Below are 22,729 nucleotides of genomic sequence, written 5' to 3'. Positions count from 1 at the left end.
CCCGCGCGGTCGCTCTGGCCATGCTGGTCCTCAGCGGCCTCCAGTTGATGGTCGTGCTCGACGGAACGGTCGCGAACCTCGCGCTCGCGCCGCTGCAGAGTGATCTGGGACTGTCGGATGCGGGTCGCAACTGGGTCCTCACCTCCTACGCCCTCGCCTTCGGCGGGTTGATGCTCCTCGGCGGCCGTCTCGGCGACAGCTACGGACGCAAACGCACGTTCATGGGCGGAGTCGGCCTGTTCACCCTGGCGTCCCTGCTGTGCGGTCTGGCGACCGGCGAGGCGATGCTCATCGGCGCCCGCGCCCTGCAGGGCGTCGGCGCCGCGGTCGCGTCCCCGACCGCCCTCGCGCTCGTCGCGACGACCTTCGCCGCAGGTCCGGCACGCAACCGCGCCATCGCGGTCTTCGCGGCCATGACCGGTGTCGGGTCCATCGCCGGACTGATCCTCGGGGGTGCGCTCACCCAGCTTTCGTGGCGCTGGATCTTCCTCATCAACGTCCCTATCGGCGTCCTCATCGTCGTGCTCGCCGCGATCGCGCTGCGTGAGACCGCCTCCGAACGCCTCGCGCTCGACGTGCCGGGCGCGATCCTCGCGACACTCGGATGCACCGGCCTGGTCTTCGGTCTCACGGAGGGTCCCGAAGTCGGTTGGTCGAGCCCCTCGGTCATCGGCGCGATCGTCGCCGGCTTCGTGCTGCTCGGAGTGTTCCTGCTCGTCGAGCGGCGGGCGGAGAACCCGCTGCTGCCGTTCGTGCTGTTCCGCAACAAGGACCGCGTCGCGACCTTCGTGGCGATCTTCTTCGCGGGCGCCGTGATGTTCAGCCTCGCGGCCTTCGTCGCCCTGTTCGTGCAGGACATCCTCGGCTACAGCCCGCTCGCCGCGGGTCTGGCCTTCGTGCCGTTCGCCTTCGGTCTCGGCGGTGCCGCCGCGGTGTCGTCGAAGCTGGTCGCGCGGATCGAACCGCGCTGGCTCGTGGTCACCGGCTCGGCGATCATGACTGTCAGCCTGCTCTACGGCTCGACCATGGACGGCAGCGTCCGCTACTTCCCGACCCTGTTCGTGCTGGTGCTCGTTGTCGGCTTCGGGGTCGGCCTGGCCGTGGTCCCGCTGCCGCTGTGCGCGATCTCCGGGGTGGGACCGCACGAGATCGGACCGCTCTCGGCGATCGCGCAGGTCGCCCAGACTCTCGGAGGTCCGGTCGGCCTCGGGGTGATCGGTGCGATGGCCACCTCGCGGACGATGTCGCTCGGTGGTGTCTCCGGAGCCGTCGCCGACATGACCGACGCCCAGCTCGTCGCCCAGGGCGAGGGATACATGTTCGCGCTCGTCGGCTGCGCGGTCTGCGCGGTGATCGCCGGTGTCGCGGCGCTGTTCATCCGCTTCACTCCCGAAGAGGTCGCGCAGGCGCAGGAGGCCGAGAAGGCCGCGCAGACCTCCTGACCGTCGGACCGTCACCGTGGCGGACGAGCGATCGCTGCGGCGGATGAGTTTGCTCACGCCTGCCACGCACGACCCCGGGTACCCGACACTCATGCAGGTCGGTGTTCTCGAACGGGGCAGATTCGTCGGATCGTGGATGGTCCGCGCGGTGCGCGAGGCCGGACACGAGCGGTACGTCGCCCTCCAGGCGTTCCGGTCCACGCTCGCCGCGGTCGTCGCGTGGCTCGTCGTGACCGAGGTCTTCCACTTCCAGCAGGCCTTCCTCGCGCCCTACGTCGCGGTCTTCCTCGTCGAGGCGACACTCGTGCGCTCGCTCCAGCAGGCGGTGGTGCAGGTCGGGGCGGTGGTTGCGGGTCTGCTGGTCGCGGTCGTGGTGACGCGGCTCGTGGAGTCGACGACCGTTGCGATCGGCATCGCCGTGGCGATCGGCTACTTCGCGGGTCGCTGGCGACGGTTCGGGGCCAGTGGCATCTGGGTGGCGATCACCGCGCTGCTGGTGATCGCGACGGGCGCCTCGGACAGCCCGATCCTGCTCGGTGAACGACTCGCGGAGACGGCGATCGGCGCGGCGATCGGCGTGGCCGTGACGGCGCTGGTCTTCCCACCGGTGTACTCGGCGGGCAAGGAGGCCCGCGAACTCACCGGTGAGCTGCGCGACCTGCTGCGGGACATGGCGTCCGGATGCCGTGAGGGATCGTCGGGGGTGCGGGACTGGGTGCAGCGCGCGCGGGGCGTCGACAGCCTCGTGCAGCGCGCCTTCGAGGAATCACGGTGGGCGCACGAGAGTGCCCGGATGAATCCACGCCCCGCCGCTGCACGGGCCGGGGAATGGGCACGTCGCTGGGACCGGACCCTCGACGACCTCTCGTCGGTGTCCAGCGCTGTCGAGGAACTCGCGCACGCTCTGGACCCCGTACTCGGCGACGACGTCGCCGAAGCCGACCGTCGCCGCCTGCGGACGGGGATCGCAGCGATGCTCGACGCCCTCGCCGAGATGGTCGATGCCGTGGGGGCGGGCCGGGAGGTCGACCCCGACGGGACGTGCCGCAGCAATCTCACCGACCTCGAACGGTTCGCCACCGAATCGGACGACCTGGTCCTGACCGCGCGACTCGGCGCCGTCCTGCACACGGCTCGCCGGATCGTCGCGGCGATGGGACTCGAGGTCAGGTGAGCACGACCAACTCGGTCGGCGACTCCACCTCGACCCTCAGTCCCGCCTTCGTCGCGACGCGGGCGAGCGCTCCGATATCGCTCGGCTCCGCGCGGGTGAGGACCAGCGCGCGGGCCAGCAGGCCCTTGTGGTGCTTGTTGAAGTGGCTGACGACCTTGCGGGTGCCGTCGGGCTGCTCGGTGAGCACGGTTGCGGTCACCGCACCCAGCACGGGACCGAGCTGCTGGTAGACCCCGGAGCGGAGATCGACCACGAGGTCGCCGCCGGCCTCGGCCACCAGCGCGTCGGTGAGCTCGTTCCGCCACACGGACTTCACGGTGCCGAAGCCGGGCAGTTTCGACCCTCCGGAGAGGCGGTAGGCGGGGATCGGATCCGCAGCCCGGACCGCGCCGAACAGCGCCGACCCGATGCCCAGGCGTCGATAGGCCTTGTCGCGCTGCGCCTTCGTGAAGGCTCCCGCGTCGAGCGCGTCGTACAGCACGCCGGTGTACCGCTCCAGCGCCGGGCGGGTGGGGGAGACCCACAACTTCGCGTTGCGTTCGATCTCGTCGGCGCCCTTTGTACCCAGCCCGAGTGCGCGGCTCGACTCCTCGGGGTCGGCGGAGAGGTCGACGAGGGCCTGCACGAGCATCTCCCGCGTCTCCGTCAACTGCGGCATCGACAGGTCGGCGAGATCGAGCGGTCCGCAGTCGCCGCCGTCGGACTTGGTTTCGGAAGGGGGGAGAAGCACCAGCACAACCGGTAACCGTACCGACGTCGCGGAAGGTGGCCACGGTAGGCTGCACGGTCGTGATCACCCGCATGTCGCACCTGTTCCTCCGCACCCTCCGAGACGACCCGGCCGACGCCGAGGTCGCGAGCCACAAGCTGCTGGTCCGAGCCGGATACGTGCGACGAATCGCGCCAGGTGTGTACTCGTGGCTGCCTCTGGGGCTGCGGGTGCTGCGGCAGATCGAGCGGGTGGTGCGCGAGGAGATGAACTCCATCGGAGCGCAGGAGATCGCTCTGCCCGCGCTGCTGCCGCGCGAACCCTACGAGGCCACCAACCGGTGGACGGAATACGGCGACAGCCTGTTCCGGCTGAAGGACCGCAAGGGCGGCGACTACCTCCTCGGACCCACCCACGAGGAGCTCTTCGCGCTCACCGTCAAGGGCGAGTACAACTCCTACAAGGACTTCCCGGTCACGCTCTACCAGATCCAGACGAAGTACCGCGACGAGGAGCGCCCCCGCGCCGGCATCCTCCGCGGTCGCGAGTTCGTCATGAAGGACTCCTACAGCTTCGACCTCACCGACGAGGGCCTGGCCGACTCGTACAAGGCTCACCGCGACGCCTACGAGCGCATCTTCGCGCGTCTCGGCGTGAAGTACGTGATCGTCTCGGCCACCTCCGGTGCGATGGGTGGCAGCGCCTCCGAGGAGTTCCTGGCCGACTCGCCTGCGGGTGAGGACACCTACGTGCGGTGCCTCCAATCCGGCTACGCGGCGAACGTCGAAGCGGTGAAGACGCTCGCGCCGGAACCGCTGCCGATCGACGGACAGCCCGAGGCGGTCGTGCACGATACCCCCGGCACCCCGACGATCGCCTCGCTCGTCGCGGCGGCGTCGGAGGTCCTCGGCCGGGAGGTCACCGCGGCCGAGACGCTCAAGAACGTCATGGTCAAGGTCCGGCAGCCCGGTGGCGAGTGGGAGCTGCTCGGCATCGGCATCCCCGGCGACCGCGAGGTCGACGACAAGCGCCTCGAGGCCTCGCTCGAACCCGCCGAGGTCGAGTTGCTCACCGACGCCGACTTCGAGGCCAATCCCTTCCTCGTCAAGGGCTACATCGGCCCGAAGGCGCTGCTCGCCAACGGTGTCCGCTACCTCGTCGACCCCCGCGTGGTCGACGGCACCAGCTGGATCACCGGCGCCGACGAGCAGGGCAAGCACGTCTTCGGGCTGGTCGCAGGTCGCGACTTCACCCCGGACGGCACGATCGAGGCCGCCGAGGTGCGCGACGGCGATCCGTCGCCCGACGGAGCCGGCCCGCTCCTCTCCGCCCGCGGCATCGAGATCGGCCACGTCTTCCAGCTCGGCCGCAAGTACACCGATGCCTTCGCGGTGGACGTCCTCGGCGAGAACGGCAAGCCCGTCCGCCCCACGATGGGCTCCTACGGCGTCGGCGTGTCACGCCTCGTCGCGGTGGTCGCCGAACAGCAGCACGACGAGAAGGGCCTGCGCTGGCCGTCGGAGATCGCACCGTTCGATGTGCACCTGGTCATCGCCAACAAGGACGAGCAGGCCCGCGAAGGCGCCGAGAACCTCGCCGAGGAACTCTCGAACGCCGGCCTCGAGGTGCTCCTCGACGACCGCAAGGCGTCGCCCGGCGTGAAGTTCAAGGACTCGGAGCTGCTCGGCATGCCGCTCGTCGTCGTGGTCGGCCGCGGCTTCGCCGACGGCAAGGTCGAGGTCCGCGACCGTTTCTCCGGCGAGGCCGACGAACTGCCGATCGGTGAGGTCGTCCAGCGCATCGTCAACCGCTGACGCTCTTATTCGCCGATACAGGCGGAACCCGGTGTCCCTGCGACCTGCCGTCGCGGGGGCACCGGCGTATGTGGCAGAAGTCGCCGTGGTGCGCTGCGCGCCGAACCACAATGAGGTGCATGGCCGACAACTGGAGTGCGACCGACAACTACCTCACCGACGTGCTGATCGGCGACGATCCTGCGCTGAGCTCCGCGCTCGAGGCGAACGCCGCAGCGGAACTGCCGCCCATCGACGTGTCCGCGCCGCAGGGCAAGTTCCTGCACCTGCTCGCACGGATCCGGGGTGCCCGCCGGGTCCTGGAGATCGGCACCCTCGGCGGATACTCGACCATCTGGCTCGCCCGGGCCGTCGGGGAGTCCGGCCGGGTGGTCACCCTCGAATACGAGCGCAAGCACGCCGAGGTGGCCCGCGCCAATCTCGACCGCGCCGGCGTCGGTGACCGTGTGGACATCCGGGTCGGCCCCGCCCTGGACTCGCTGCCGGGCCTGGTCGACGGGGATCCCTTCGACCTGGTGTTCATCGACGCCGACAAGGAGAACAACAGCAACTACGTGCGCGCGGCGCTCGGGCTGTCGCGACCCGGCACCGTCATCGTCGTCGACAACGTGGTGCGAGCAGGGGCCATCGTCGATCAGGGCAGCGACGACGAACGGGTCCGCGCGTCGCGGGACGTGCTCGAACTGCTCGCCCGCGAACCGCGCCTCGACGCGACGGCGTTGCAGACCGTCGGATCGAAGGGCTGGGACGGCTTCGCGCTGGCGGTCGTGACCGGGTGACCCGTGCTTCGGAGTCGACCGGATCGAGGCCGACCGGATCAGGGTTGACCGGGGAAGGCCACCGACGGCACGACTCCGCGGCTCTGCCGCCACCGCGCCGCCCGCAGGGCCGCCTCGGTGAGTGCGTCCACGGCCGTGGCCCGGGTGGCCTCGCTGCGTGCCCGTTCGACGACGGACCGCCACGCGACCGCGGTGTCGCTCTCTATCTGTTCGGCGAGCTGCGCGGCGGACGCGGCGTCGATCACCGGGAACGGCACGGTGTAACCGGGTGCCGCGACCGGCGGCTCGACGCTCGCGGCGCGCAACGCCTCGATCGTTGCATCACGGCGTGCGCGGTGCGCTGCGGTGTCCTCCGCCACGGCGTTCGCGCGGGCGGGATCCGCGAAGGCCGCGACCACGCCGTATCCGAAGACCGCCGCGTGTTCGGCCTCGAGGGCGTCGACGAGGGCCTGCTGTTCGGAACCGAGTTCGGGTGAGCTCACGGCAACATCACCGCCGTCTGCACGGCGCAGGACGCGCTGATCGAGGCGAGCAGACCCGCGCGGTAACCCGAGAGCGTGCGTGCGAGGTCGGCGGCTTCGCGCTGCGACCGGTTCAACCGCTCACGGAGCGCCTCGACGGTCGGCAGCTCACCGGTGGGAGTGGTCACGGTGGTCGACGGGGGAGTGAAACTCGTGGTGGCGCCCTCCATCCGGGCGATCTCGGCCTCGAGCGCGTCGGCGTGGGAGGTCCGCTCGGCCGCGATCGTGGTGAGCGGCGCGGACAGCTCCGGCGCCCGCGCGACCAGCGCGGTCGCGATCGCTGCGTCGGTGCGGGCGCGGGTCGCCTGACCCGCCAGCGGATCCGGTTCGGCGGCATCCTCGTCGGAGGCGCCGCACGCGGTGATCGTCGTGATTCCGAATCCACCGACGGCGACCGACGACCATCGCAGGAGGGTTCGTCGGGAGACGGTGGGACGGTCGAGTGGCATCGGCACCGGACCATCCTGCCAGTCGCGTCGTCCGACGAAGGACGCCGCCCTGGTCACAGCAGCAGGAGACGCGGGTTAGGCTTGATGTCTGCCGGTACGCATCCGTTCCGGCCCGCTGTCCGCTGCGACCACAACTGAACGAGGAGCCCGCCCGCCATGCCTGTGCCGCCCCCGGAGAGGATCGTCGAGCTCGTCTCCGATCTGCTCGCCAGAGAGGGATACGACCTCGAGGACGTGGTGGTCACGGCCGCCGGAAAGCACAGTACGGTGCGCCTCCTCGTCGACAGCGACGCAGGTCTCGGTCTCGACGAGGCGGCCCGCCTGAGCAGGATCGTCTCCGAGGCCTTCGACGGAGTCTCGGACTTCGGCGAGTCGCCCTACGTCCTGGAGGTCACCAGCCCCGGGATCGGCCGGCCCCTGACCGAGCCCCGCCACTGGCGGCGCGCTCAGGGTCGCAAGACGAAGGTGGAACTGGCCGACGAGACCCTCGTCGCACGCATCGGCGAGCTCGTCGGCGACGAGATCAGGCTCGTCCTGCCCGATCGGTCCGGGCCGGTCGTGCGTTCGGTCCCGCTCTCGGCGGTGCGCAGAGCGGTGGTCGAGGTGGAGTTCTCCCCGCCGCCACCGAGGGAACTCGAGCTCGCGGGCGGGGTTCCGGACGGCCGGGTCGCGGCCGGGGAGCTGGCCGAAGGGCCCGAGGACGAGACGGGCAGCGACGACCACGACGAGACGAACGAAACGAAGGTGGACAAGTGAATATCGAGATCGCCGCCCTGCGCATGCTCGAGGCGGAGAAGAACATCCCGTTCGACGAGCTGATCGCGACGCTCGAGACGGCCCTGCTCACGGCGTACAGGCACGTCGACGGACACCAGCCGCACGCGCGGGTCGTGGTCGACACGAAGACCGGCGCCATCCAGGTCCTCGCCGAGGAGCGCGACGCCGACGGCAACCTGATCGCCGAGTGGGACGACACTCCCGAGGACTTCGGCCGGATCGCGGCGACCACCGCGCGTCAGGTCATCATGCAGCGCATCCGCGACGCCGAGCACGAACAGCGCTTCGGTGAGTTCGCGACCCACGAGGGTGAGATCGTCAGCGGCGTCGTGCAGCGCGACTCGCGTGCCAACGCCCGCGGCATGGTCGTCGTGAAGATCGGCGGCGAGACGAACAACGCCGAGGGACTGATCCCGCCGGCCGAGCAGGTGCCGGGGGAGTCCTACGAGCACGGCGACCGCATCAAGTGCTACGTCGTGGGCGTCTCCCGCGGACAGCGCGGCCCGCAGATCACCCTGTCGCGGACACATCCCAATCTGGTGCGCAAGTTGTTCGCCCTCGAGGTCCCGGAGATCGCCGACGAGTCGGTGGAGATCGTCGCCGTCGCCCGCGAGGCCGGGCACCGCTCGAAGATCGCCGTGCACTCGACCGTCCCCGGCCTCAACGCCAAGGGTGCGTGCATCGGCCCGATGGGGCAGCGGGTGCGCAACGTGATGCGCGAACTCGGCGAGGAGAAGATCGACATCATCGACTACGACGAGGACCCCGCGAAGTTCGTGGGCAACGCACTGTCGCCGTCGAAGGTGGTGTCGGTCACGGTCGTCGACCCCGACGCGCGCGCCGCCCGGGTGGTCGTTCCCGACTTCCAGTTGTCCCTCGCGATCGGCAAGGAAGGGCAGAACGCCCGGCTCGCGGCCCGGCTGACCGGCTGGCGGATCGACATCCGCAGCGACGCGGCACCGGCCGGGAACGACGATTCGCGCGGCGGCTCGACAGGCGCGTAGGAGTGGGATGCGGGATTCCGGGCAAATCAGCGGTACAGTGGTCGATGGTTCAGCATGACCTGTCCTCGACCGGCGGGGAACGCGCCACTACGGTGCGGACCTGTGTCGGATGTCGGCAGCGAACGCTGACTGCCGAACTGCTCCGGATGGTGGCGCGCGAGAAGGAACCGTCAGGTTTCGCCGTGATTCCCGATCCCCGACGCAGGCTTCCCGGGCGAGGTGCTTGGTTGCATCCCAACCCGGAATGTCTGGGCCTGGCGGTTCGGCGTCGAGCATTCGGCAGGGCACTGCGCGTGACCGGGTATCCGGACACCACAGCGCTGGATCAGCTGGTCGGGTCCACGGCACAGTGATCACGGACGCATCGAGTCGGCCTCGGCCGGGTACGACGATCGTGGGAACGACGACGAGGAATACCAACAGTGACATCGCACTCTGAGAAGAACAGGCACGAACACTCATGAGCACACCGTGAAGCACCAGCGATGAACGTCCATCGGAGATAACCCGAGGTCGTGCGGGCAGTCGGCCGCTCGACCTCATCAGTGAGGAGAGCAGTGGCAGGCAAGGCCCGCGTGCACGAGTTGGCGAAAGAACTCGGTGTCACCAGCAAGGAACTACTCGCACGCCTGAAGGAACAGGGCGAGTTCGTCAAGTCCGCGTCGTCGACCGTCGAACCGCCGGTCGCGCGTCGACTGCGCGAATCGTTCGGTAAGACCGAAGGCGATGCAGCCGCGAAGGCTGCACCCAACCCCGCACCGAAGCCCGGTGCCCCCCGGCCGGGTCCCCGGCCCACCCCTGCGAGCCCGGCCCCCGCGGCCGAGACCGCGCGTCCGAAGCCCGGCGCACCGAAGCCGGCTGCTCCCAAGCCCGCTCCGGCGCCGGAGGAGCCCGCGGCTCCCGCGCCGCAGGCCCCCGCTGCCCAGACGGCACCGCAGTCCCCGGCTGCTCAGGCTCCCAGCGCGACGCCGCAGGCTCCCGCGGCCAAGCCCGGCCCCAAGCCGGCCGGTCCGCGTCCGGGTCCGAAGACCCCGCGCGTCGGTAACAACCCGTACTCCTCGGCTCCGGCCGAGCGTCCCGCTCCGCGTCCGGGTGCCCCGCGCCCCGGCCCGGGCGGACCGCGTCCTACCCCCGGACAGGGCGGCCCCCGCCCCACGCCCGGACAGGGACGTCCCGCAGCAGGCCCCGGTGGCCCGCGTCCCGGACCCGGCCAGGCCGGTCCGCGTCCGGCTCCCGGACAGGGCGGCCCCCGCCCCGCGCCCGGACAGGGCGGTCCCCGTCCGTCCCCGGGTTCGATGCCCCCGCGTCCCAACCCGGGTGCGATGCCGCAGCGTGCTGCGCGTCCGGCCGCATCCGGTCGTCCGGGTCGTCCGGGCGGAGCTCCCGGTGGACGTCCCGGTGGTGGCGGCGGCGGCTACCGCGGTGGCGGCGCCGGTGGCGGCGCACCTGCAGGTGCAGGTGCTCCCGGTGGTTTCCGCGGTCGCCCCGGTGGCGGTGGCGGTGGACGCGGTCGCGGCGGTGCAGCCGGCGCGTTCGGTCGTCCCGGTGGCGCTCCGCGTCGTGGTCGTAAGTCGAAGCGGCAGAAGCGGCAGGAATACGATTCGATGCAGGCGCCGTCGGTCGGCGGCGTGCGGTTGCCGCGTGGCAACGGCGAGACCATCCGTCTCGCTCGCGGCGCATCGCTGTCCGACTTCGCCGAGAAGATCGACGCGAACCCGTCGGCCCTGGTGCAGGCGCTGTTCAACCTCGGTGAGATGGTCACGGCCACTCAGTCGGTGAACGACGACATCCTCGAGCTGCTCGGCTCGGAGATGAACTACGTCGTGCAGGTCGTCTCGCCCGAGGATGAGGACCGCGAGCTGCTCGAGTCGTTCGACATCCAGTACGGCGAGGACGAGGGCGGCGAGGAAGACCTCCAGCAGCGTCCGCCGGTGGTCACCGTCATGGGTCACGTCGACCACGGCAAGACCCGCCTGCTCGACACGATCCGGAAGGAGAACGTCGGCGAGGGTGAGGCCGGTGGCATCACCCAGCACATCGGTGCCTACCAGGTGATGACGCACCTCAACGGTGAAGATCGCCTGATCACCTTCATCGACACCCCGGGTCACGAGGCGTTCACCGCGATGCGTGCCCGCGGCGCGAAGGCGACGGACATCGCGATCCTCGTGGTCGCAGCCGACGACGGCGTCATGCCGCAGACGGTGGAGGCGATCAACCACGCACAGGCCGCCGATGTCCCGATCGTGGTCGCGGTGAACAAGATCGACAAGGAGGGTGCGAACCCTCAGAAGATCCGTCAGCAGCTCACCGAGTACGGGCTGGTGGCGGAGGAGTACGGCGGCGACACCATGTTCGTCGACATCTCCGCGAAGCAGAACCTCAACATCGACCAGCTGCTCGAAGCGGTGCTGCTCACCGCCGACGCAGCGCTCGATCTGCGGGCCAACCCGGACATGGAGGCGCAGGGCGTCGCCATCGAGGCGCACCTCGACCGCGGTCGCGGTCCGGTGGCCACGGTGCTCATCCAGCGCGGCACCCTGCGGGTCGGCGACTCGATCGTCGCCGGCGACGCCTACGGCCGCGTGCGCCGCATGGTCGACGAGCACGGCGAGGACGTGCTCGAGGCACTGCCTTCGCGTCCGGTCCAGGTCGTCGGCTTCACGTCGGTGCCCGGCGCCGGGGACAACCTCGTCGTCGTCGAAGAGGACCGCATCGCGCGTCAGATCGCCGACCGGCGTAATGCCCGCAAGCGCAACGCGCTCGCAGCACGTAGCCGCAAGCGCATCAGCCTCGAGGATCTCGATGCCGCGCTCAAGGAGCACAACGAGCTCAACCTCATCCTCAAGGGCGACAACTCGGGTACCGTCGAGGCCCTCGAAGAGGCGCTCATGGGTATCGAGATCGACGACGAGGTGCGCCTGCGGGTCATCGACCGCGGTGTCGGTGGCGTCACCGAGACCAACGTCAACCTCGCTGCCGCGTCGAACGCCGTGATCATCGGCTTCAACGTCCGCGCCGAGGGCAAGGCCACCGAGCTCGCGAACCGCGAAGGTGTCGACATCCGCTACTACTCGGTCATCTACCAGGCGATCGACGAGGTGGAGAAGGCCCTCAAGGGCATGCTCAAGCCGATCTACGAGGAGGTCGAGCTCGGCCGCGCCGAGATCCGCGCGATCTTCAAGTCGTCGAAGATCGGCAATATCGCGGGTTGCCTCGTGCAGTCCGGCATCGTCAAGCGCAACGCGAAGGCCCGCCTCATCCGCGACAACAACGTCGTGGCCGAGACGGTCACCATCTCGTCGCTGCGCCGCGAGAAGGACGACGTCACCGAGGTCCGCGAGGGCTTCGAGTGCGGTTTGACGATCACCTACTCCGACATCAAGGTCGGCGACGTGATCGAGGCGTACGAGTTGCGCGAGAAGCCGCGCGACTGATCCACCCGCACCCGTGGCGGTGAACGATTCGTCGTTCGCCGCCACGGGTGTGTCGGGACGCCCGACCCGGCCGGCACGGAGCCGACCGGACGGCCGACCGGAGTGTCCTCGAGGAGAGAAGCGAATGTATCTGGGAGCGCTCGAACTCGACCTGCTGCTCGGCGACGTGCATTCGCTCAAGCAGAAGAGATCGGCGATCCGTCCGGTGGTCGCAGAACTGCGCCGGCTCGGGGTGTCCGCCGCCGAAACCGGGGAACACGATCTGTACCGCCGGGCGCAGGTGGGTGTGGCGGTCGTCGCCCCCGACCTCGCGCACGTCGGAGAGATACTGGACAAGTGTGAGCGGCTGGTCGCCCAGCGGCCCGAACTCGACCTGCTGTCGGTCAGACGCAGGCTGTACGGGCCCGAGGACTGATCCCGGCCGCACGACAGGCCGCCTGCCGGCGGCTACAGAAGGGAACGAACGACATGGCCGATCCAGCACGGGCTCGCCGACTCGCGAAGCGCATTGCCACCATCGTGGCCACCGCCATCGACCTCGAGATCAAGGATCCGCGCCTCGAGTTCGTGACGATCACCGACGCGAAGGTCACCGCGGATCTGCACGACGCCACCGTCTACTACACGGTCCGGGGCGCGGATCTGAACACCGAACCCGATCACGAGGCGGCTGCTGCCGGCCTCGAGAAGGCCAAGGGCGTGCTCCGCTCGAAGGTCGGCGCCGGCACCGGTGTGCGGTTCACCCCGACGCTGACGTTCGTCACCGACACCGTGCCCGACACGGCACGGCACATGGAGGAACTCCTCGCGCGCGCTCGCGCGGCCGACGACGAGGTCGCACGCGCCCGTGAGGGCGCCGTTCCGGCCGGCGATGCCGATCCCTACAAGGAATCCCGTGAGCGCGACGCCGGTGACGACGACGAATAACGCACCGGTGCCCGACCCGACTCCTCCGGTGGTCCCGTCGCACCGGGACGATGCCGGCGTCCCGTCCGGCCCGGCAGGATCCGTCGACCTGCACGGTGCCGCCGCACTGCTCGACGCGGCGGCCACCGTGACGGTGCTGTGCCACATCAACCCCGACGCCGACACCCTCGGCAGCGGGCTGGCCCTCGGGCTGGCGCTCGAGCGACGCGGTGTCACCGTGCAGGTCGCGTTCGGTTCGCCCGCGAACATGCCGGACTCGATGCGGTCGCTGCCGGGCGCACACCTGGTCACGCCGGTCGCGGAGGTACGCCGTGAGGCCGATCTCGTGGTGACCGTCGACTGCGGTACCGCGGGCCGTCTCGGTGTCCTGCGCGACCGTCTGAAGACCGCTCCGAACGTCCTGGTGATCGACCACCACCTGTCCAACACGCGGTTCGGCACCCACAACCTCGTCGACCCGGAGTCCGAGGCCACCGCGATGGTGCTCGCCGACCTCTTCGACGTGTGGGGTGTCGAGATCGACGCCGCACTCGCGCACTGCCTGTACGCGGGACTGGTGACCGACACCGGATCGTTCCGCTGGGGTCGCCCGCAGGCCCACGGACTTGCCGAGCGCCTGCTCGCCACCGGTATCGACGGCACGTCGATCACGCGGGCCCTGCTCGACACCCATCCCTTCGGGTGGTTGCCGATGCTGTCGTCGGTGCTGGCCACCGCCACACTCGAACGCGACGCTGCTCAGGGCAGGGGACTGGTCTACGCCTTCGTCCGGCGCGCCGACTCCGCGCATCTCGGTCCGGAGGAGGTCGAGAGCGTCATCGACATCGTGCGCACCACCGCCGAGGCCGAGGTCGCCGCGGTGTTCAAGGAGGTCGCTCCCGAGGAGTGGACCGTCTCGCTGCGCGCGAAGACCTCAGTGGACGTGTCCGCCGTCGCCACCGCACTCGGCGGCGGAGGACACCGCCTGGCGGCGGGGTACACCGCCCACGGCGACACCGATCGGATCGTCGCCGCCCTGCGCGGCGTGCTCGGTTGACTGCGTCCGGCGGGTCGCCCGCCTCTGAGACGCCCGGCGGCTCACGCGCCTCTGAGACGCCCGGCGGCTCACGCGCCTCTGAGACGCCCGGCGGCTCACGCGCTTCCGACGTCACCGGACGGCGGATCCTCGGGCTCGTCCTTCCCGCCCTCGGGGTGCTCGCGGCCGAACCGCTCTACCTGCTGTTCGACATCGCCGTCGTCGGCCGGCTGGGGGCGCTGCCCCTGGCCGGTCTCGCGATCGGCGGGTTGATCCTCGCGCAGGTGAGCACCCAGCTCACCTTCCTGTCGTACGGCACCACCGCGCGCGCGGCGCGTTTCCACGGTGCGGACCGGCACGACGACGCTGTCGGCGAGGGCGTGCAGGCGACCTGGCTCGCGATGATCGTCGGACTTGCGATCCTGCTCGTCGGCCAGGCGCTGGCCGCTCCCGTCGCGCGGCTGCTCGCCGGCGATGCCGAGATCGCCGACGCCGCCGTCTCGTGGCTGCGCGTCGCGCTGTTCGGGGCTCCCCCGATCCTCGTCGGCCTGGCCGGGAACGGTTGGATGCGCGGCGTCCAGGACACGATGCGGCCGCTGCGATTCGTCATCGCCGGCCTCGCCCTGTCGGCGGTGCTGTGCCCGGTACTGGTCCACGGACTGCTGGGCGCTCCCCGGTGGGAACTCGTCGGTTCCGCCATCGCCAACGTGATCGGGCAGTCCGTGACGGCCGTCCTGTTCGTCGTGGCGCTGCTGCGGTCCGGGGTTCCGCTGCGACCGCGACCCGCCGTGATCGGGACACAGTTGCGGCTCGGACGTGACCTGATCGCGCGCAGCCTCGCATTCCAGGCCTGCTTCCTGTCCGCGGCGGCGGTGGCGTCGCGTTTCGGTGCGGCCGCGGTGGCCGGTCATCAGGTCGTGCTGCAACTGTGGACCTTCGTGACCCTCACCCTGGACTCGCTGGCGATCGCTGCGCAGGCCCTCGTCGGCGCCGCGCTCGGTGCGGCCGACCGCCGGGGCGCGACTCGCCTGGCGTGGCGGTTGTCGGCGTGGTCGGTGGTCTTCGCCGTCGTCCTCGCGGTGGTCTTCGTGGCGGGGAAGGATGTGATTCCTGATCTGTTCACCACCGATACCGAGGTGCTCGACCAGATCGGCGTCGCGTGGTGGTTCTTCGTCGCGATCATGCCGCTCGCGGGAATCGTCTTCGCACTCGACGGTGTTCTCCTCGGTGCGGGGGACGCCGCCTTCCTGCGCACCGCGACGCTGGCCTCGGCGCTGTTCGGCTTCCTGCCGTTGATCTGGTTGTCGCTCGCGTACGACTGGGGTCTGGCGGGTATCTGGACGGGGCTTACGGTGTTCATCGTGTTCCGGATGATCGCCGTCGTGTGGCGCACGCTCTCGGGACGATGGGCGGTGACGGGCGCGGACCGGCAGGTGCGCATCCAGGACGAGTCGGGAGGTTAGTGCGTGGCAGCGAAGCTGTGGGCGATCAGCGACATCCATGTGGGCCATCGGGGCAACCGGCCGGTCACCGAGGACCTGTATCCGGAGTCGCCCGACGACTGGTTGATCGTCGCGGGCGACGTGTCGGAGAAGACCGACGACATCCGGTGGGCGCTGTCGCTGCTCCGCAGCCGGTTCGCGAAGGTGATCTGGGTGCCCGGCAACCACGAACTGTGGACGACCGCCAAGGACCCCGTGCAGATGTTCGGGGTCGCGCGCTACGACTATCTCGTCACGATGTGCCGCGAACTCGACGTGCTCACCCCCGAGGATCCGTATCCGATCTGGGAGGGCGAGGACGGGCCGGTGGTGCTCGTGCCGATGTTCCTGCTCTACGACTACTCGTTCCTGCCGGAGGGCACCACGACGAAGGCGGACGGGCTCGCGCTCGCGCGCGAACGCAACGTCGTCGCGACCGACGAGTTCCTGCTGAAGCCGGATCCGTACATCACGCGCGACACCTGGTGCCGGGTACGCGTGGATCAGACCCGCGCCCGTCTCGACTCGCTCGACCCCGCCCTGCCCACCGTGCTGATCAACCACTTCCCGCTGGTGCGCGAACCCACGCGGATGCTGTTCTACCCCGAGTTCGCCCTGTGGTGCGGTACCACCGAGACGGCCGACTGGCACCTGCGCTACCGGGCGCTGTGCAGCGTGTACGGCCACCTGCATATCCCGCGGACCACCTACTACGACGGGGTGCGCTTCGAGGAGGTCTCGGTCGGCTACCCGCGCGAATGGCAGCGACGCGGCATGCCGGAGCAGCCCCTGCGGCAGATCCTCCCCGTCCCGGAGTATCCGCCGGGCAGCCTGAACAAGTGGGGCGGTCATTTCACCGTGACCCCCGAGATGGAAGCCGAGGCCGAGAAGATGCGGGCTCAACGAGAGAAGGAGTTGCGGTGACCGAACCGGACACCGGGCAGAAGACGGACACGCGCGGCGCGCTGATCGGGCGCATCGTGCCGGACGGCATCGCTGCAGCCGAGTTGTTCGAGGACCCACCGGGACTGCGGCCGCATCCCCAGGAGGAGCCGCTCGTGGCGCGGGCCGTGGAGAAGCGGCGCCGCGAGTTCGCCGGTGCCCGTCATTGCGCCCGCCAGGCCATGCGCACCCTCGGCGTCGACCCCGCGCCGGTACTGCGCGGAGAGATGGGCGATCCCGTCTGGCCTCGCGGCGTCGTCGGCAGCCTCACCCACTGCGACGGCTATCGCGGTGCCGTGCTGGGCTATTCGCTGCAGATCCGATCGCTCGGCATCGACGCCGAACCGCACGACGTGCTCCCCGACGGGGTGCTGCCCGCGGTGAGCCTCGAACCCGAACGCGAGTGGCTCGCCTCGGCCGGCGACGACCTGCACTGGGACCGTCTGCTGTTCTGCGCCAAGGAGGCCACCTACAAGGCGTGGTTCCCGCTGACGAAGAGGTGGCTGGGCTTCGAGGACGCCCACATCACCTTCGAGCGCGACACCACCTCGGACGTGGTCACCGGCACCTTCCACTCGCGACTGCTCGTCCCCGGCGACACCCTCGACGGGCAGCCGCTGACGGGCTTCGACGGACGGTGGCTCATCGCCGACGGTCTCGTCCTCACCGCGATCACGGTGCGCTGATGAACGACGCCGCACCCCCGCAGGAACATCCGGCACTCGCCCGCGCAGGCCTGCTCGTCGTCGACAAGCCCGCCGGCATGACGAGCCACGACGTGGTGGCGCGCTGCCGCCGACTGCTCGGCACCCGCAAGGTCGGGCACGCGGGCACTCTCGACCCCATGGCGACGGGCGTGCTCGTCCTCGGCGTCGAGCGCGCCACCAAGCTGCTCGGGCTGCTCGCACTGACGACCAAGTCGTACACCGCGACGATCCGTCTCGGGCAGAGCACCGTCACGGACGACGCGGAAGGCGAGACCGTCGCGACCACCGATGCGACGCACGTGACCGACGAGCAGATCGGCGAGGGCGTGGCCGCGCTGACAGGCGACATCGAGCAGGTGCCCGCCAGCGTCAGCGCCATCAAGATCGACGGCAAGCGCGCCTACGCCCGCATGCGCGAGGGGGAGGCGGTCGAGTTGAAGGCCCGGCCGGTCACGGTCTCGCGGTTCGACGTCCTCGCCCGCCGCGATGTGCCCGGGAGCGGCTTCGTGGACGTCGACGTCGACGTGGACTGCTCGTCCGGCACCTACATTCGGGCGCTCGCACGCGATCTCGGCGCGGCCCTCGGAGTGGGCGGTCATCTCACGGCGCTGCGTCGCACGAAGGTCGGCCCGTTCGGCCTCGAACATGCCCGCACGCTCGAACAGCTCGCCGACGACCCGACGCCGAGCCTCGACATCGACGCGGCCGTGCGCACGGCCTTCGAGTGCCGCACCATCAGCGACGAGGAGGTGGGGCTGCTCGCGAACGGCCGCTGGCTCGAGCCCGTCGGGATCCACGGCGTCTACGGCGCCGTGGATGCGCAGGGTCGGGCCGCGGCGCTGCTGCAGGAGAGGGGCAAGCGGGCTGCGGCGGTGTTCGTGGTGCGTCCCTCCAACATGTGAGCGGGCTCGGACGGTCCGGATCGCAGCCGGCTCAGACGAGCCAGATCGCTTCCGCCGCCGGGTGACCGAGATCGATCGTGCGGCCCTCGGTCCGGCCCAACCGGACCGAGATGGTTCCGGCGAAGTCGCGACGTTCGAGCACGGTGATGTCGGTGTCGAGGGCGATCCCGACCTCGTCGAAGTAGCGCAGCATCGCGGGGTCGGAGTCGGAGATGCGGGCCACGCGGCCGTGGTCGCCGTCGTTGAACTCGCTCAGGGCGCGGGCGGGTGGTGACGGGATCGTGCCGTCGGGTGCCGGGATCGGGTCGCCGTGCGGGTCGCGTTCGGGATGACCGAGTTTGGTGTCGATCGCTGCGACCATCCGTTCGGAGACGGCGTGCTCGAGGATCTCGGCCTCGTCGTGCACTTCGTCCCACCCGTAGCCGAGCTCGCGGACCAGGAAGGTCTCGATGAGGCGGTGGCGCCGGACCATCGCCACGGCGGCCTGCCGGCCCTCGTCGGTGAGGGAGATCGCGCCGTAGCGCTCGTGGTCGACGAGTCCCTGGTCCGCGAGGCGGCGTACCGCTTCGGACACCGTGGACGCCGACACGCCCAGCTTCTCGGCGAGCAGCTTGGTGGAGATCTTCTCCCCGGACCACTCCTGGACCGTCCACATGATCTTGAGATAGTCCTGTGCGACCGAGGACAGCAGCTCGGTCGCGGTGGTCTCGTTACTCTCAGGCACGCGTCCAGCTTAGGTAACCGTCACCCGGGAATCACGCTCTCCGTCGGCTCGCTGGTCCTTTCGCCCTCCGGCGCGCGGCGACGCATCACGAGCCGGGTGACGACACCCTGACGCGGAGCGAACAGGTACGCGAGGGTGAAGACCACGGCCTGGGCGAGCACCACCACGCCGCCGGTCGCGGCGTCGGTGTAGTAGCTCGTGTACACACCGACCACCGAGGCGATCACTGCGAGTACCGGTGCGATCACCAGCATCCGGGCCATCCGGTCGGTGAGCAGATAGGCGGTCGCGCCGGGGATGATGAGCATCGCGACGACGAGGATCACGCCGACCGCCTGCAGCGCGCTGACGATCGTCACCGCGAGCAGCGACAACAGCAACGCCGACAGCGCGGCGGGGGACAGGCCGAGGGTGTGCGCCTGGACGCGGTCGAAGGCGAACAGCGTCAGATCGCGGCGCTTCGCGACGAGGACGGCCAGCACGACGGCCGCCAGGATCGACACCTGCCAGACGTCGCCCGTCGCGAGCCCGAGCAGGTTTCCGAACAGCACGTGGTGCAGGTCGATCTGGCTCGGGTTCTTCGAGATCAGCACCACGCCCAGGGCGAACAGCGTCGTGAAGACGATGCCGATGGTGGCGTCCTCCTTGACGCGGCTCGTGCCGCGGACGAGCCAGATCAACGCGACGGCGATGCCGGCGAAGACGAGGGCTCCGAGCGCGAACGGCACCCCCATCAGATAGGCGAGGACGACACCGGGCAGCACGGCGTGCGAGACCGCGTCGCCCATCAGCGACCAGCCGATGAGCACGAGCCAGCAGCTGAGCAGCGCGCACACGATCGTCGCGGCGACCGCGACGAGCAGCGCGCGCTGCATGAAGCCGTACTGCAGGGGTTCGATCAGCACGTCGATCATCGTCCGGCCTCCTGTGCGTATGTCTCCCGTGCGACGTCCTCGGCTCGTCCACCGTTCGCAGGTGGGGGAGCGCCGAAGGCGCGGGCGAGGTTTTCCGGGAGGAGGACCTCCTCGGGGGAGCCGTGCACGAGCACGCGCCGCTGCAGCAGTACCGCCTCGTCGCACAGTTGCGCCAGACCTGCAAGATCGTGGGTGGCGACGAGGATCGCGTGGCCGCTCGCCGCCAGTTCGCGGATGACGCCGGTCAGCGCGTGCTCGGTGGTGGTGTCGACCCCCGCGAACGGCTCGTCGAGCAGCAGCAGCGGCGAGCCCTGCGCGATCGCCCGTGCCACGAAGACACGCTTGCGCTGGCCGCCCGAGAGCTGCCCGATCTGCCGGCCGGACAACGCGGTCATGCCCACGCGTTCGAGCGCGGCGTCGACGGCCTCGTGGTCGGCGGGGCGCGGGCGGCGCAGGAAGCCCTGGTGGCCGTAGCGGCCCGTCATGACGACGTCGCGCACGCCGATCGGGAAGTTCCAGTCGACGGCCTCGGACTGCGGCACGTAGGCGACCTGCGTGCGGCGACGCGCCACGGCGGTGGTCGTCCCGCCGATGGTGACGCGACCCGAGGTGGGTCGTACGAGACCCATGATCGTCTTGAACAGCGTCGACTTACCCGAGCCGTTGGTTCCCACGAGTCCGCAGACGCGGCCGGGTGCGAGTTTCAGGGTGACGTTCTGCAGGGCCAGGACGGTGTCGTAGCGCACCGTCACGTCGTCGACGAACAGTGCCGGTGTGTCGAGTGTCGAAGTCATGGCCTCAGTCCCGTCGTGATGACGTCGATGTCGTGTCGGAGCAGATCGAGGTAGGTGGGGACGGGACCGTCCGCCTCGGAGAGCGAATCGACGTAGAGGATTCCGCCGAATTCCGTTCCGGTATCGGCCGCGACCTGCCGTTGCGCCTTGTCCGAGACGGTCGATTCGCAGAACACCGCCGGAACCTCGTTGGTGCGCACGAAATCGACGGTCCGGGCGATCTGCTGCGGGGTGCCCTGCTGGTCGGAGTTCACCGGCCACAGATAGGCCTCCTGCAGCCCGGCGTCGCGCGCGAGATAGCTGAACGCGCCCTCACAGGTGACGAGTGCGCGCCGGTCGGCGGGCACGCTGTCGAGGGCGGTGACGAGTTCGGTGTGGAGACCGTCGAGTTCGGCCTTGTAGGCCTCGGCGCGGGCCGCGAAGTCGTCCGCGTGCTCGGGGGCGAGGTCGGCCAGTGCCGCGGCGATGTTGTCGACGTAGACGCGGGCGGCGAGCGGGGACATCCAGGCGTGGGGGTTGTAGGGACCCGTCGTCGCGCCCTCACCGATCGGCAGTGGGTCCACACCCTCGCTCACGACCACGTGCTCGGCGTCGACATCGGCGACGAACTGTTCGAACCACCGCTCGAGACCGAGTCCGTTGTCGAGGACGAGGTCGGCCTCGGTCGCGAACCGCAGGTCGCCCGGCGTGGGCTCGTAGCCGTGGACCTCGGCGCCGGGCTTGGTGATGGACTCGACCCGCACGTGGTCGCCGCCGACGTTGCGCGCCATGTCGGCGAGGACGGTGAAGGTGGTCAGGACCAGGGGCCGATCGTCGGCGGAACCGGTGGTCGAACATGCCGCGAGGGCGGCGGCGCAGGCCGTGGCCGCGAAGGTGGCGATCATGCGACCGGCACGGGAGGATACGGACCGTGTTCTGTGGGCTCTCGACGAAAAGTTCGGCACACCGAAATTATGCATTCGCCGAGCCGTCACCGTCATGTGGGGCGCTCCGGGAGCCATCCGGGCGTGCCCGACCCGCTCACGGGCCGTAGGCTGCCGATGTGCAGAGATGGCGAGGTCTGGACGAAATTCCTGCGGACTGGGGTCGGTGTGTACTCACGATCGGCGTGTTCGACGGCGTACACCGCGGCCATCAGCAGCTCATAGCGCGTGCCGTCGAGGCCGCGCGGGCACGCGGTGTGGCCGCCGTGCTCATGACCTTCGATCCCCACCCCATGGAAGTGGTCCGCCCGGGCAGCCACCCGGCGCAGCTGACCACCCTCGCGCGACGCGCCGAGCTCGCCGAGGAACTCGGTATCGACGTTTTCTGCGTCATGCCGTTCACCCCGGAATTCATGAAGCTCTCGCCGGAGCGGTACGCCCACGAGATCCTCGTCGAGCGACTGCACGTGGCCGAGGTGGTCGTGGGGGAGAACTTCACCTTCGGAAAGAAGGCGGCCGGCACCGTCGACATGCTGCGCTCGATCGGTGAGCGTTTCGGGTTCGCGGTGCAGGGGCTCACGCTGGTCGCCGAGCACGCCGTGACGTTCTCGTCGACCTACATTCGTTCGTGCGTCGACGCCGGGGACGTCGTTGCGGCCGCGGACGCACTCGGTCGCCCGCACCGGGTCGAAGGCGTGGTCGTGCACGGCGACGGTCGCGGTCGCGGACTCGGATTCCCGACCGCCAACGTCGCACCGCCGATCTACGCGGCGATCCCCGCCGACGGCGTGTACGCGGCCTGGTTCACGGTGCTCGACTCCGGTTCTCCCGTCGAGGGACTCACAGCTGGTCAGCGCTACCTCGCAGCCGTGTCGGTGGGCACCAATCCGACCTTCTCCGGACGCAAGCGCACGGTGGAGGCGTTCGTCCTCGACGAGAAGGCCGATCTCTACGGCCAGCACGTGGCGGTCGACTTCGTCGAGCGGCTGCGGGGCATGGAGAAGTTCGATTCCGTGGAAGCGTTGATCTCCGCGATGCACCGCGACGCCGAACGGGCGCGAGAGGTTCTCACGAAGACTCCCCAGTGACACCGACTTCGAGTGACACCGACTTCCGAGTGACACCGACTCTCGAGTGACGTGGGTGTCCGTCGACCGTCCGGTGTCGTCCGAACGAACGCAACTGCGAGTTCGGTACGAAAAAGGTCTTGTCCGCCGTCTTCTCCGAGGACCGGGGGCGCACCCCGGACCGCGAGTCGATTCTGTCGTTCTTCGCCTCCCGCATGCACCTGGTC

23 protein-coding genes are annotated in these 22,729 nt (G+C 69.9%); 16 read left to right on the top strand and 7 right to left on the bottom strand.

All coding sequences use genetic code 11. From position 1 onward, the window contains the following. The first annotated feature begins 20 nt into the window (after positions 1-20). Positions 21-1,442 carry an MFS transporter gene (locus A5767_RS14210; RefSeq protein WP_228045118.1) on the top strand — a complete coding sequence of 474 codons (1,422 nt, stop codon included), beginning with the start codon at positions 21-23 and terminating at the stop codon, positions 1,440-1,442. 91 nt (positions 1,443-1,533) lie between these two features. Beyond that, on the top strand, positions 1,534-2,616 hold the full coding sequence (locus A5767_RS14205) for an FUSC family protein (RefSeq protein WP_064852548.1): 1,083 nt from the start codon (positions 1,534-1,536) through the stop codon (positions 2,614-2,616). On the opposite strand, the gene yaaA is transcribed toward A5767_RS14205, so the two are convergent. Continuing rightward, positions 2,609-3,352 carry a peroxide stress protein YaaA gene (gene yaaA, locus A5767_RS14200; RefSeq protein ID WP_064852541.1) on the bottom strand — a complete coding sequence of 248 codons (744 nt, stop codon included), beginning with the start codon at positions 3,350-3,352 and terminating at the stop codon, positions 2,609-2,611. The genes A5767_RS14205 and yaaA overlap by 8 nt on opposite strands. A gap of 53 nt (positions 3,353-3,405) precedes the next feature. On the opposite strand from yaaA, the gene A5767_RS14195 reads away from it, so the two are divergent. Both A5767_RS14195 and A5767_RS14190 read left to right on the top strand, forming a co-directional pair. Further along, entirely contained in the window at positions 3,406-5,139 is a 1,734-nt protein-coding gene (locus A5767_RS14195) for a proline--tRNA ligase (RefSeq protein ID WP_024100656.1), read from the top strand. A 119-nt stretch (positions 5,140-5,258) separates the two neighbouring features. Next, positions 5,259-5,918, top strand: a complete 660-nt coding sequence (locus tag A5767_RS14190) for an O-methyltransferase (protein WP_064852540.1) — start codon at positions 5,259-5,261, stop codon at positions 5,916-5,918. Between the two features lie 38 nt (positions 5,919-5,956). On the opposite strand, the gene A5767_RS14185 is transcribed toward A5767_RS14190, so the two are convergent. Both A5767_RS14185 and A5767_RS14180 read right to left on the bottom strand, forming a co-directional pair. Then, positions 5,957-6,400 (bottom strand): ferritin-like domain-containing protein, encoded by a 444-nt coding sequence (locus A5767_RS14185; RefSeq protein WP_006554231.1) that lies wholly within the window; start codon positions 6,398-6,400, stop codon positions 5,957-5,959. Then, entirely contained in the window at positions 6,397-6,894 is a 498-nt protein-coding gene (locus A5767_RS14180) for a hypothetical protein (protein WP_006554230.1), read from the bottom strand. Before A5767_RS14180 ends, A5767_RS14185 begins: the two co-directional genes overlap by 4 nt. Positions 6,895-7,044: 150 nt before the next feature. On the opposite strand from A5767_RS14180, the gene rimP reads away from it, so the two are divergent. The 11 genes from rimP to truB all read left to right on the top strand — a co-directional run bounded on the left by rimP (position 7,045) and on the right by truB (position 18,080). Beyond that, positions 7,045-7,644, top strand: coding sequence for a ribosome maturation factor RimP (gene rimP, locus A5767_RS14175; RefSeq protein WP_033096519.1), 600 nt, complete (start codon positions 7,045-7,047; stop codon positions 7,642-7,644). Further along, positions 7,641-8,669, top strand: coding sequence for a transcription termination factor NusA (gene nusA, locus A5767_RS14170; RefSeq protein ID WP_006554228.1), 1,029 nt, complete (start codon positions 7,641-7,643; stop codon positions 8,667-8,669). Before rimP ends, nusA begins: the two co-directional genes overlap by 4 nt. Positions 8,670-8,713: 44 nt before the next feature. Further along, entirely contained in the window at positions 8,714-9,022 is a 309-nt protein-coding gene (locus A5767_RS22670; RefSeq protein WP_082937703.1) for a YlxR family protein, read from the top strand. A 192-nt stretch (positions 9,023-9,214) separates the two neighbouring features. Then, the gene (gene infB, locus A5767_RS14165) at positions 9,215-12,106 is read left to right on the top strand and encodes a translation initiation factor IF-2 (protein ID WP_442978762.1); all 2,892 of its coding nucleotides are present in this window, start codon (positions 9,215-9,217) and stop codon (positions 12,104-12,106) included. Between the two features lie 124 nt (positions 12,107-12,230). Further along, complete coding sequence (locus tag A5767_RS14160; protein ID WP_006551275.1) at positions 12,231-12,521, top strand: DUF503 domain-containing protein; 291 nt, start codon at positions 12,231-12,233, stop codon at positions 12,519-12,521. Between the two features lie 53 nt (positions 12,522-12,574). Then, a complete protein-coding gene (rbfA, locus tag A5767_RS14155) occupies positions 12,575-13,033 on the top strand; it encodes a 30S ribosome-binding factor RbfA (protein ID WP_006551274.1) in 459 nt (152 codons plus the stop codon). Positions 13,034-13,061: 28 nt separating this feature from the next. Then, positions 13,062-14,069, top strand: coding sequence for a DHH family phosphoesterase (locus A5767_RS14150; protein ID WP_052227384.1), 1,008 nt, complete (start codon positions 13,062-13,064; stop codon positions 14,067-14,069). A 125-nt stretch (positions 14,070-14,194) separates the two neighbouring features. Next, complete coding sequence (locus A5767_RS14145; RefSeq protein ID WP_064852547.1) at positions 14,195-15,511, top strand: MATE family efflux transporter; 1,317 nt, start codon at positions 14,195-14,197, stop codon at positions 15,509-15,511. A 3-nt stretch (positions 15,512-15,514) separates the two neighbouring features. Beyond that, a complete protein-coding gene (locus tag A5767_RS14140) occupies positions 15,515-16,453 on the top strand; it encodes a metallophosphoesterase family protein (protein ID WP_064852538.1) in 939 nt (312 codons plus the stop codon). Between the two features lie 41 nt (positions 16,454-16,494). Continuing rightward, positions 16,495-17,157 carry a 4'-phosphopantetheinyl transferase Npt gene (npt, locus tag A5767_RS14135; protein ID WP_024100661.1) on the top strand — a complete coding sequence of 221 codons (663 nt, stop codon included), beginning with the start codon at positions 16,495-16,497 and terminating at the stop codon, positions 17,155-17,157. Continuing rightward, positions 17,157-18,080, top strand: coding sequence for a tRNA pseudouridine(55) synthase TruB (truB, locus tag A5767_RS14130; protein ID WP_064852537.1), 924 nt, complete (start codon positions 17,157-17,159; stop codon positions 18,078-18,080). The genes npt and truB overlap by 1 nt, the downstream gene beginning before the upstream one ends. Positions 18,081-18,111: 31 nt before the next feature. Here the strand turns inward: truB and A5767_RS14125 are convergent, their stop codons facing one another. Genes A5767_RS14125 through A5767_RS14110 form a run of 4 tightly spaced genes read right to left on the bottom strand, consistent with a single transcriptional unit; the run spans position 18,112 to position 21,396 of the window. Next, positions 18,112-18,804 (bottom strand): metal-dependent transcriptional regulator, encoded by a 693-nt coding sequence (locus A5767_RS14125; protein WP_006551268.1) that lies wholly within the window; start codon positions 18,802-18,804, stop codon positions 18,112-18,114. Positions 18,805-18,824: 20 nt separating this feature from the next. Beyond that, on the bottom strand, positions 18,825-19,718 hold the full coding sequence (locus tag A5767_RS14120) for a metal ABC transporter permease (protein ID WP_064852536.1): 894 nt from the start codon (positions 19,716-19,718) through the stop codon (positions 18,825-18,827). Beyond that, positions 19,715-20,512: a metal ABC transporter ATP-binding protein gene (locus tag A5767_RS14115; protein WP_006551266.1), complete on the bottom strand. Its 798-nt coding sequence runs from the start codon at positions 20,510-20,512 to the stop codon at positions 19,715-19,717. Before A5767_RS14115 ends, A5767_RS14120 begins: the two co-directional genes overlap by 4 nt. Further along, a complete protein-coding gene (locus tag A5767_RS14110; protein WP_006551265.1) occupies positions 20,509-21,396 on the bottom strand; it encodes a metal ABC transporter substrate-binding protein in 888 nt (295 codons plus the stop codon). The genes A5767_RS14115 and A5767_RS14110 overlap by 4 nt, the downstream gene beginning before the upstream one ends. Positions 21,397-21,554: 158 nt before the next feature. Between A5767_RS14110 and A5767_RS14105 the strand changes: the two genes are divergently transcribed. Continuing rightward, entirely contained in the window at positions 21,555-22,523 is a 969-nt protein-coding gene (locus A5767_RS14105; RefSeq protein WP_006551264.1) for a bifunctional riboflavin kinase/FAD synthetase, read from the top strand. Positions 22,524-22,729 lie beyond the last annotated feature (206 nt).

This window comes from Rhodococcus sp. 852002-51564_SCH6189132-a (assembly GCF_001665495.1).
Lineage (GTDB): Bacteria > Actinomycetota > Actinomycetes > Mycobacteriales > Mycobacteriaceae > Rhodococcus > Rhodococcus pyridinivorans.
This window is presented reverse-complemented; position numbering and strand designations above follow the sequence as displayed.

Excerpts from the sequence above, each read along its gene's own strand:
- A5767_RS14115 (WP_006551266.1), bottom strand. The coding sequence starts at position 20,512 with ATGACTTCGACACTCGACACACCGGCACTGTTCGTCGACGACGTGACG.
- A5767_RS14110 (WP_006551265.1), bottom strand. The coding sequence starts at position 21,396 with ATGATCGCCACCTTCGCGGCCACGGCCTGCGCCGCCGCCCTCGCGGCA.
- A5767_RS14205 (WP_064852548.1), top strand. The coding sequence starts at position 1,534 with ATGCAGGTCGGTGTTCTCGAACGGGGCAGATTCGTCGGATCGTGGATG.
- rbfA (WP_006551274.1), top strand. The coding sequence starts at position 12,575 with ATGGCCGATCCAGCACGGGCTCGCCGACTCGCGAAGCGCATTGCCACC.
- A5767_RS14160 (WP_006551275.1), top strand. The coding sequence starts at position 12,231 with ATGTATCTGGGAGCGCTCGAACTCGACCTGCTGCTCGGCGACGTGCAT.
- A5767_RS14210 (WP_228045118.1), top strand. The coding sequence starts at position 21 with ATGCTGGTCCTCAGCGGCCTCCAGTTGATGGTCGTGCTCGACGGAACG.
- truB (WP_064852537.1), top strand. The coding sequence starts at position 17,157 with ATGAACGACGCCGCACCCCCGCAGGAACATCCGGCACTCGCCCGCGCA.
- A5767_RS14190 (WP_064852540.1), top strand. The coding sequence starts at position 5,259 with ATGGCCGACAACTGGAGTGCGACCGACAACTACCTCACCGACGTGCTG.
- rimP (WP_033096519.1), top strand. The coding sequence starts at position 7,045 with ATGCCTGTGCCGCCCCCGGAGAGGATCGTCGAGCTCGTCTCCGATCTG.
- A5767_RS22670 (WP_082937703.1), top strand. The coding sequence starts at position 8,714 with ATGGTTCAGCATGACCTGTCCTCGACCGGCGGGGAACGCGCCACTACG.
- A5767_RS14120 (WP_064852536.1), bottom strand. The coding sequence starts at position 19,718 with ATGATCGACGTGCTGATCGAACCCCTGCAGTACGGCTTCATGCAGCGC.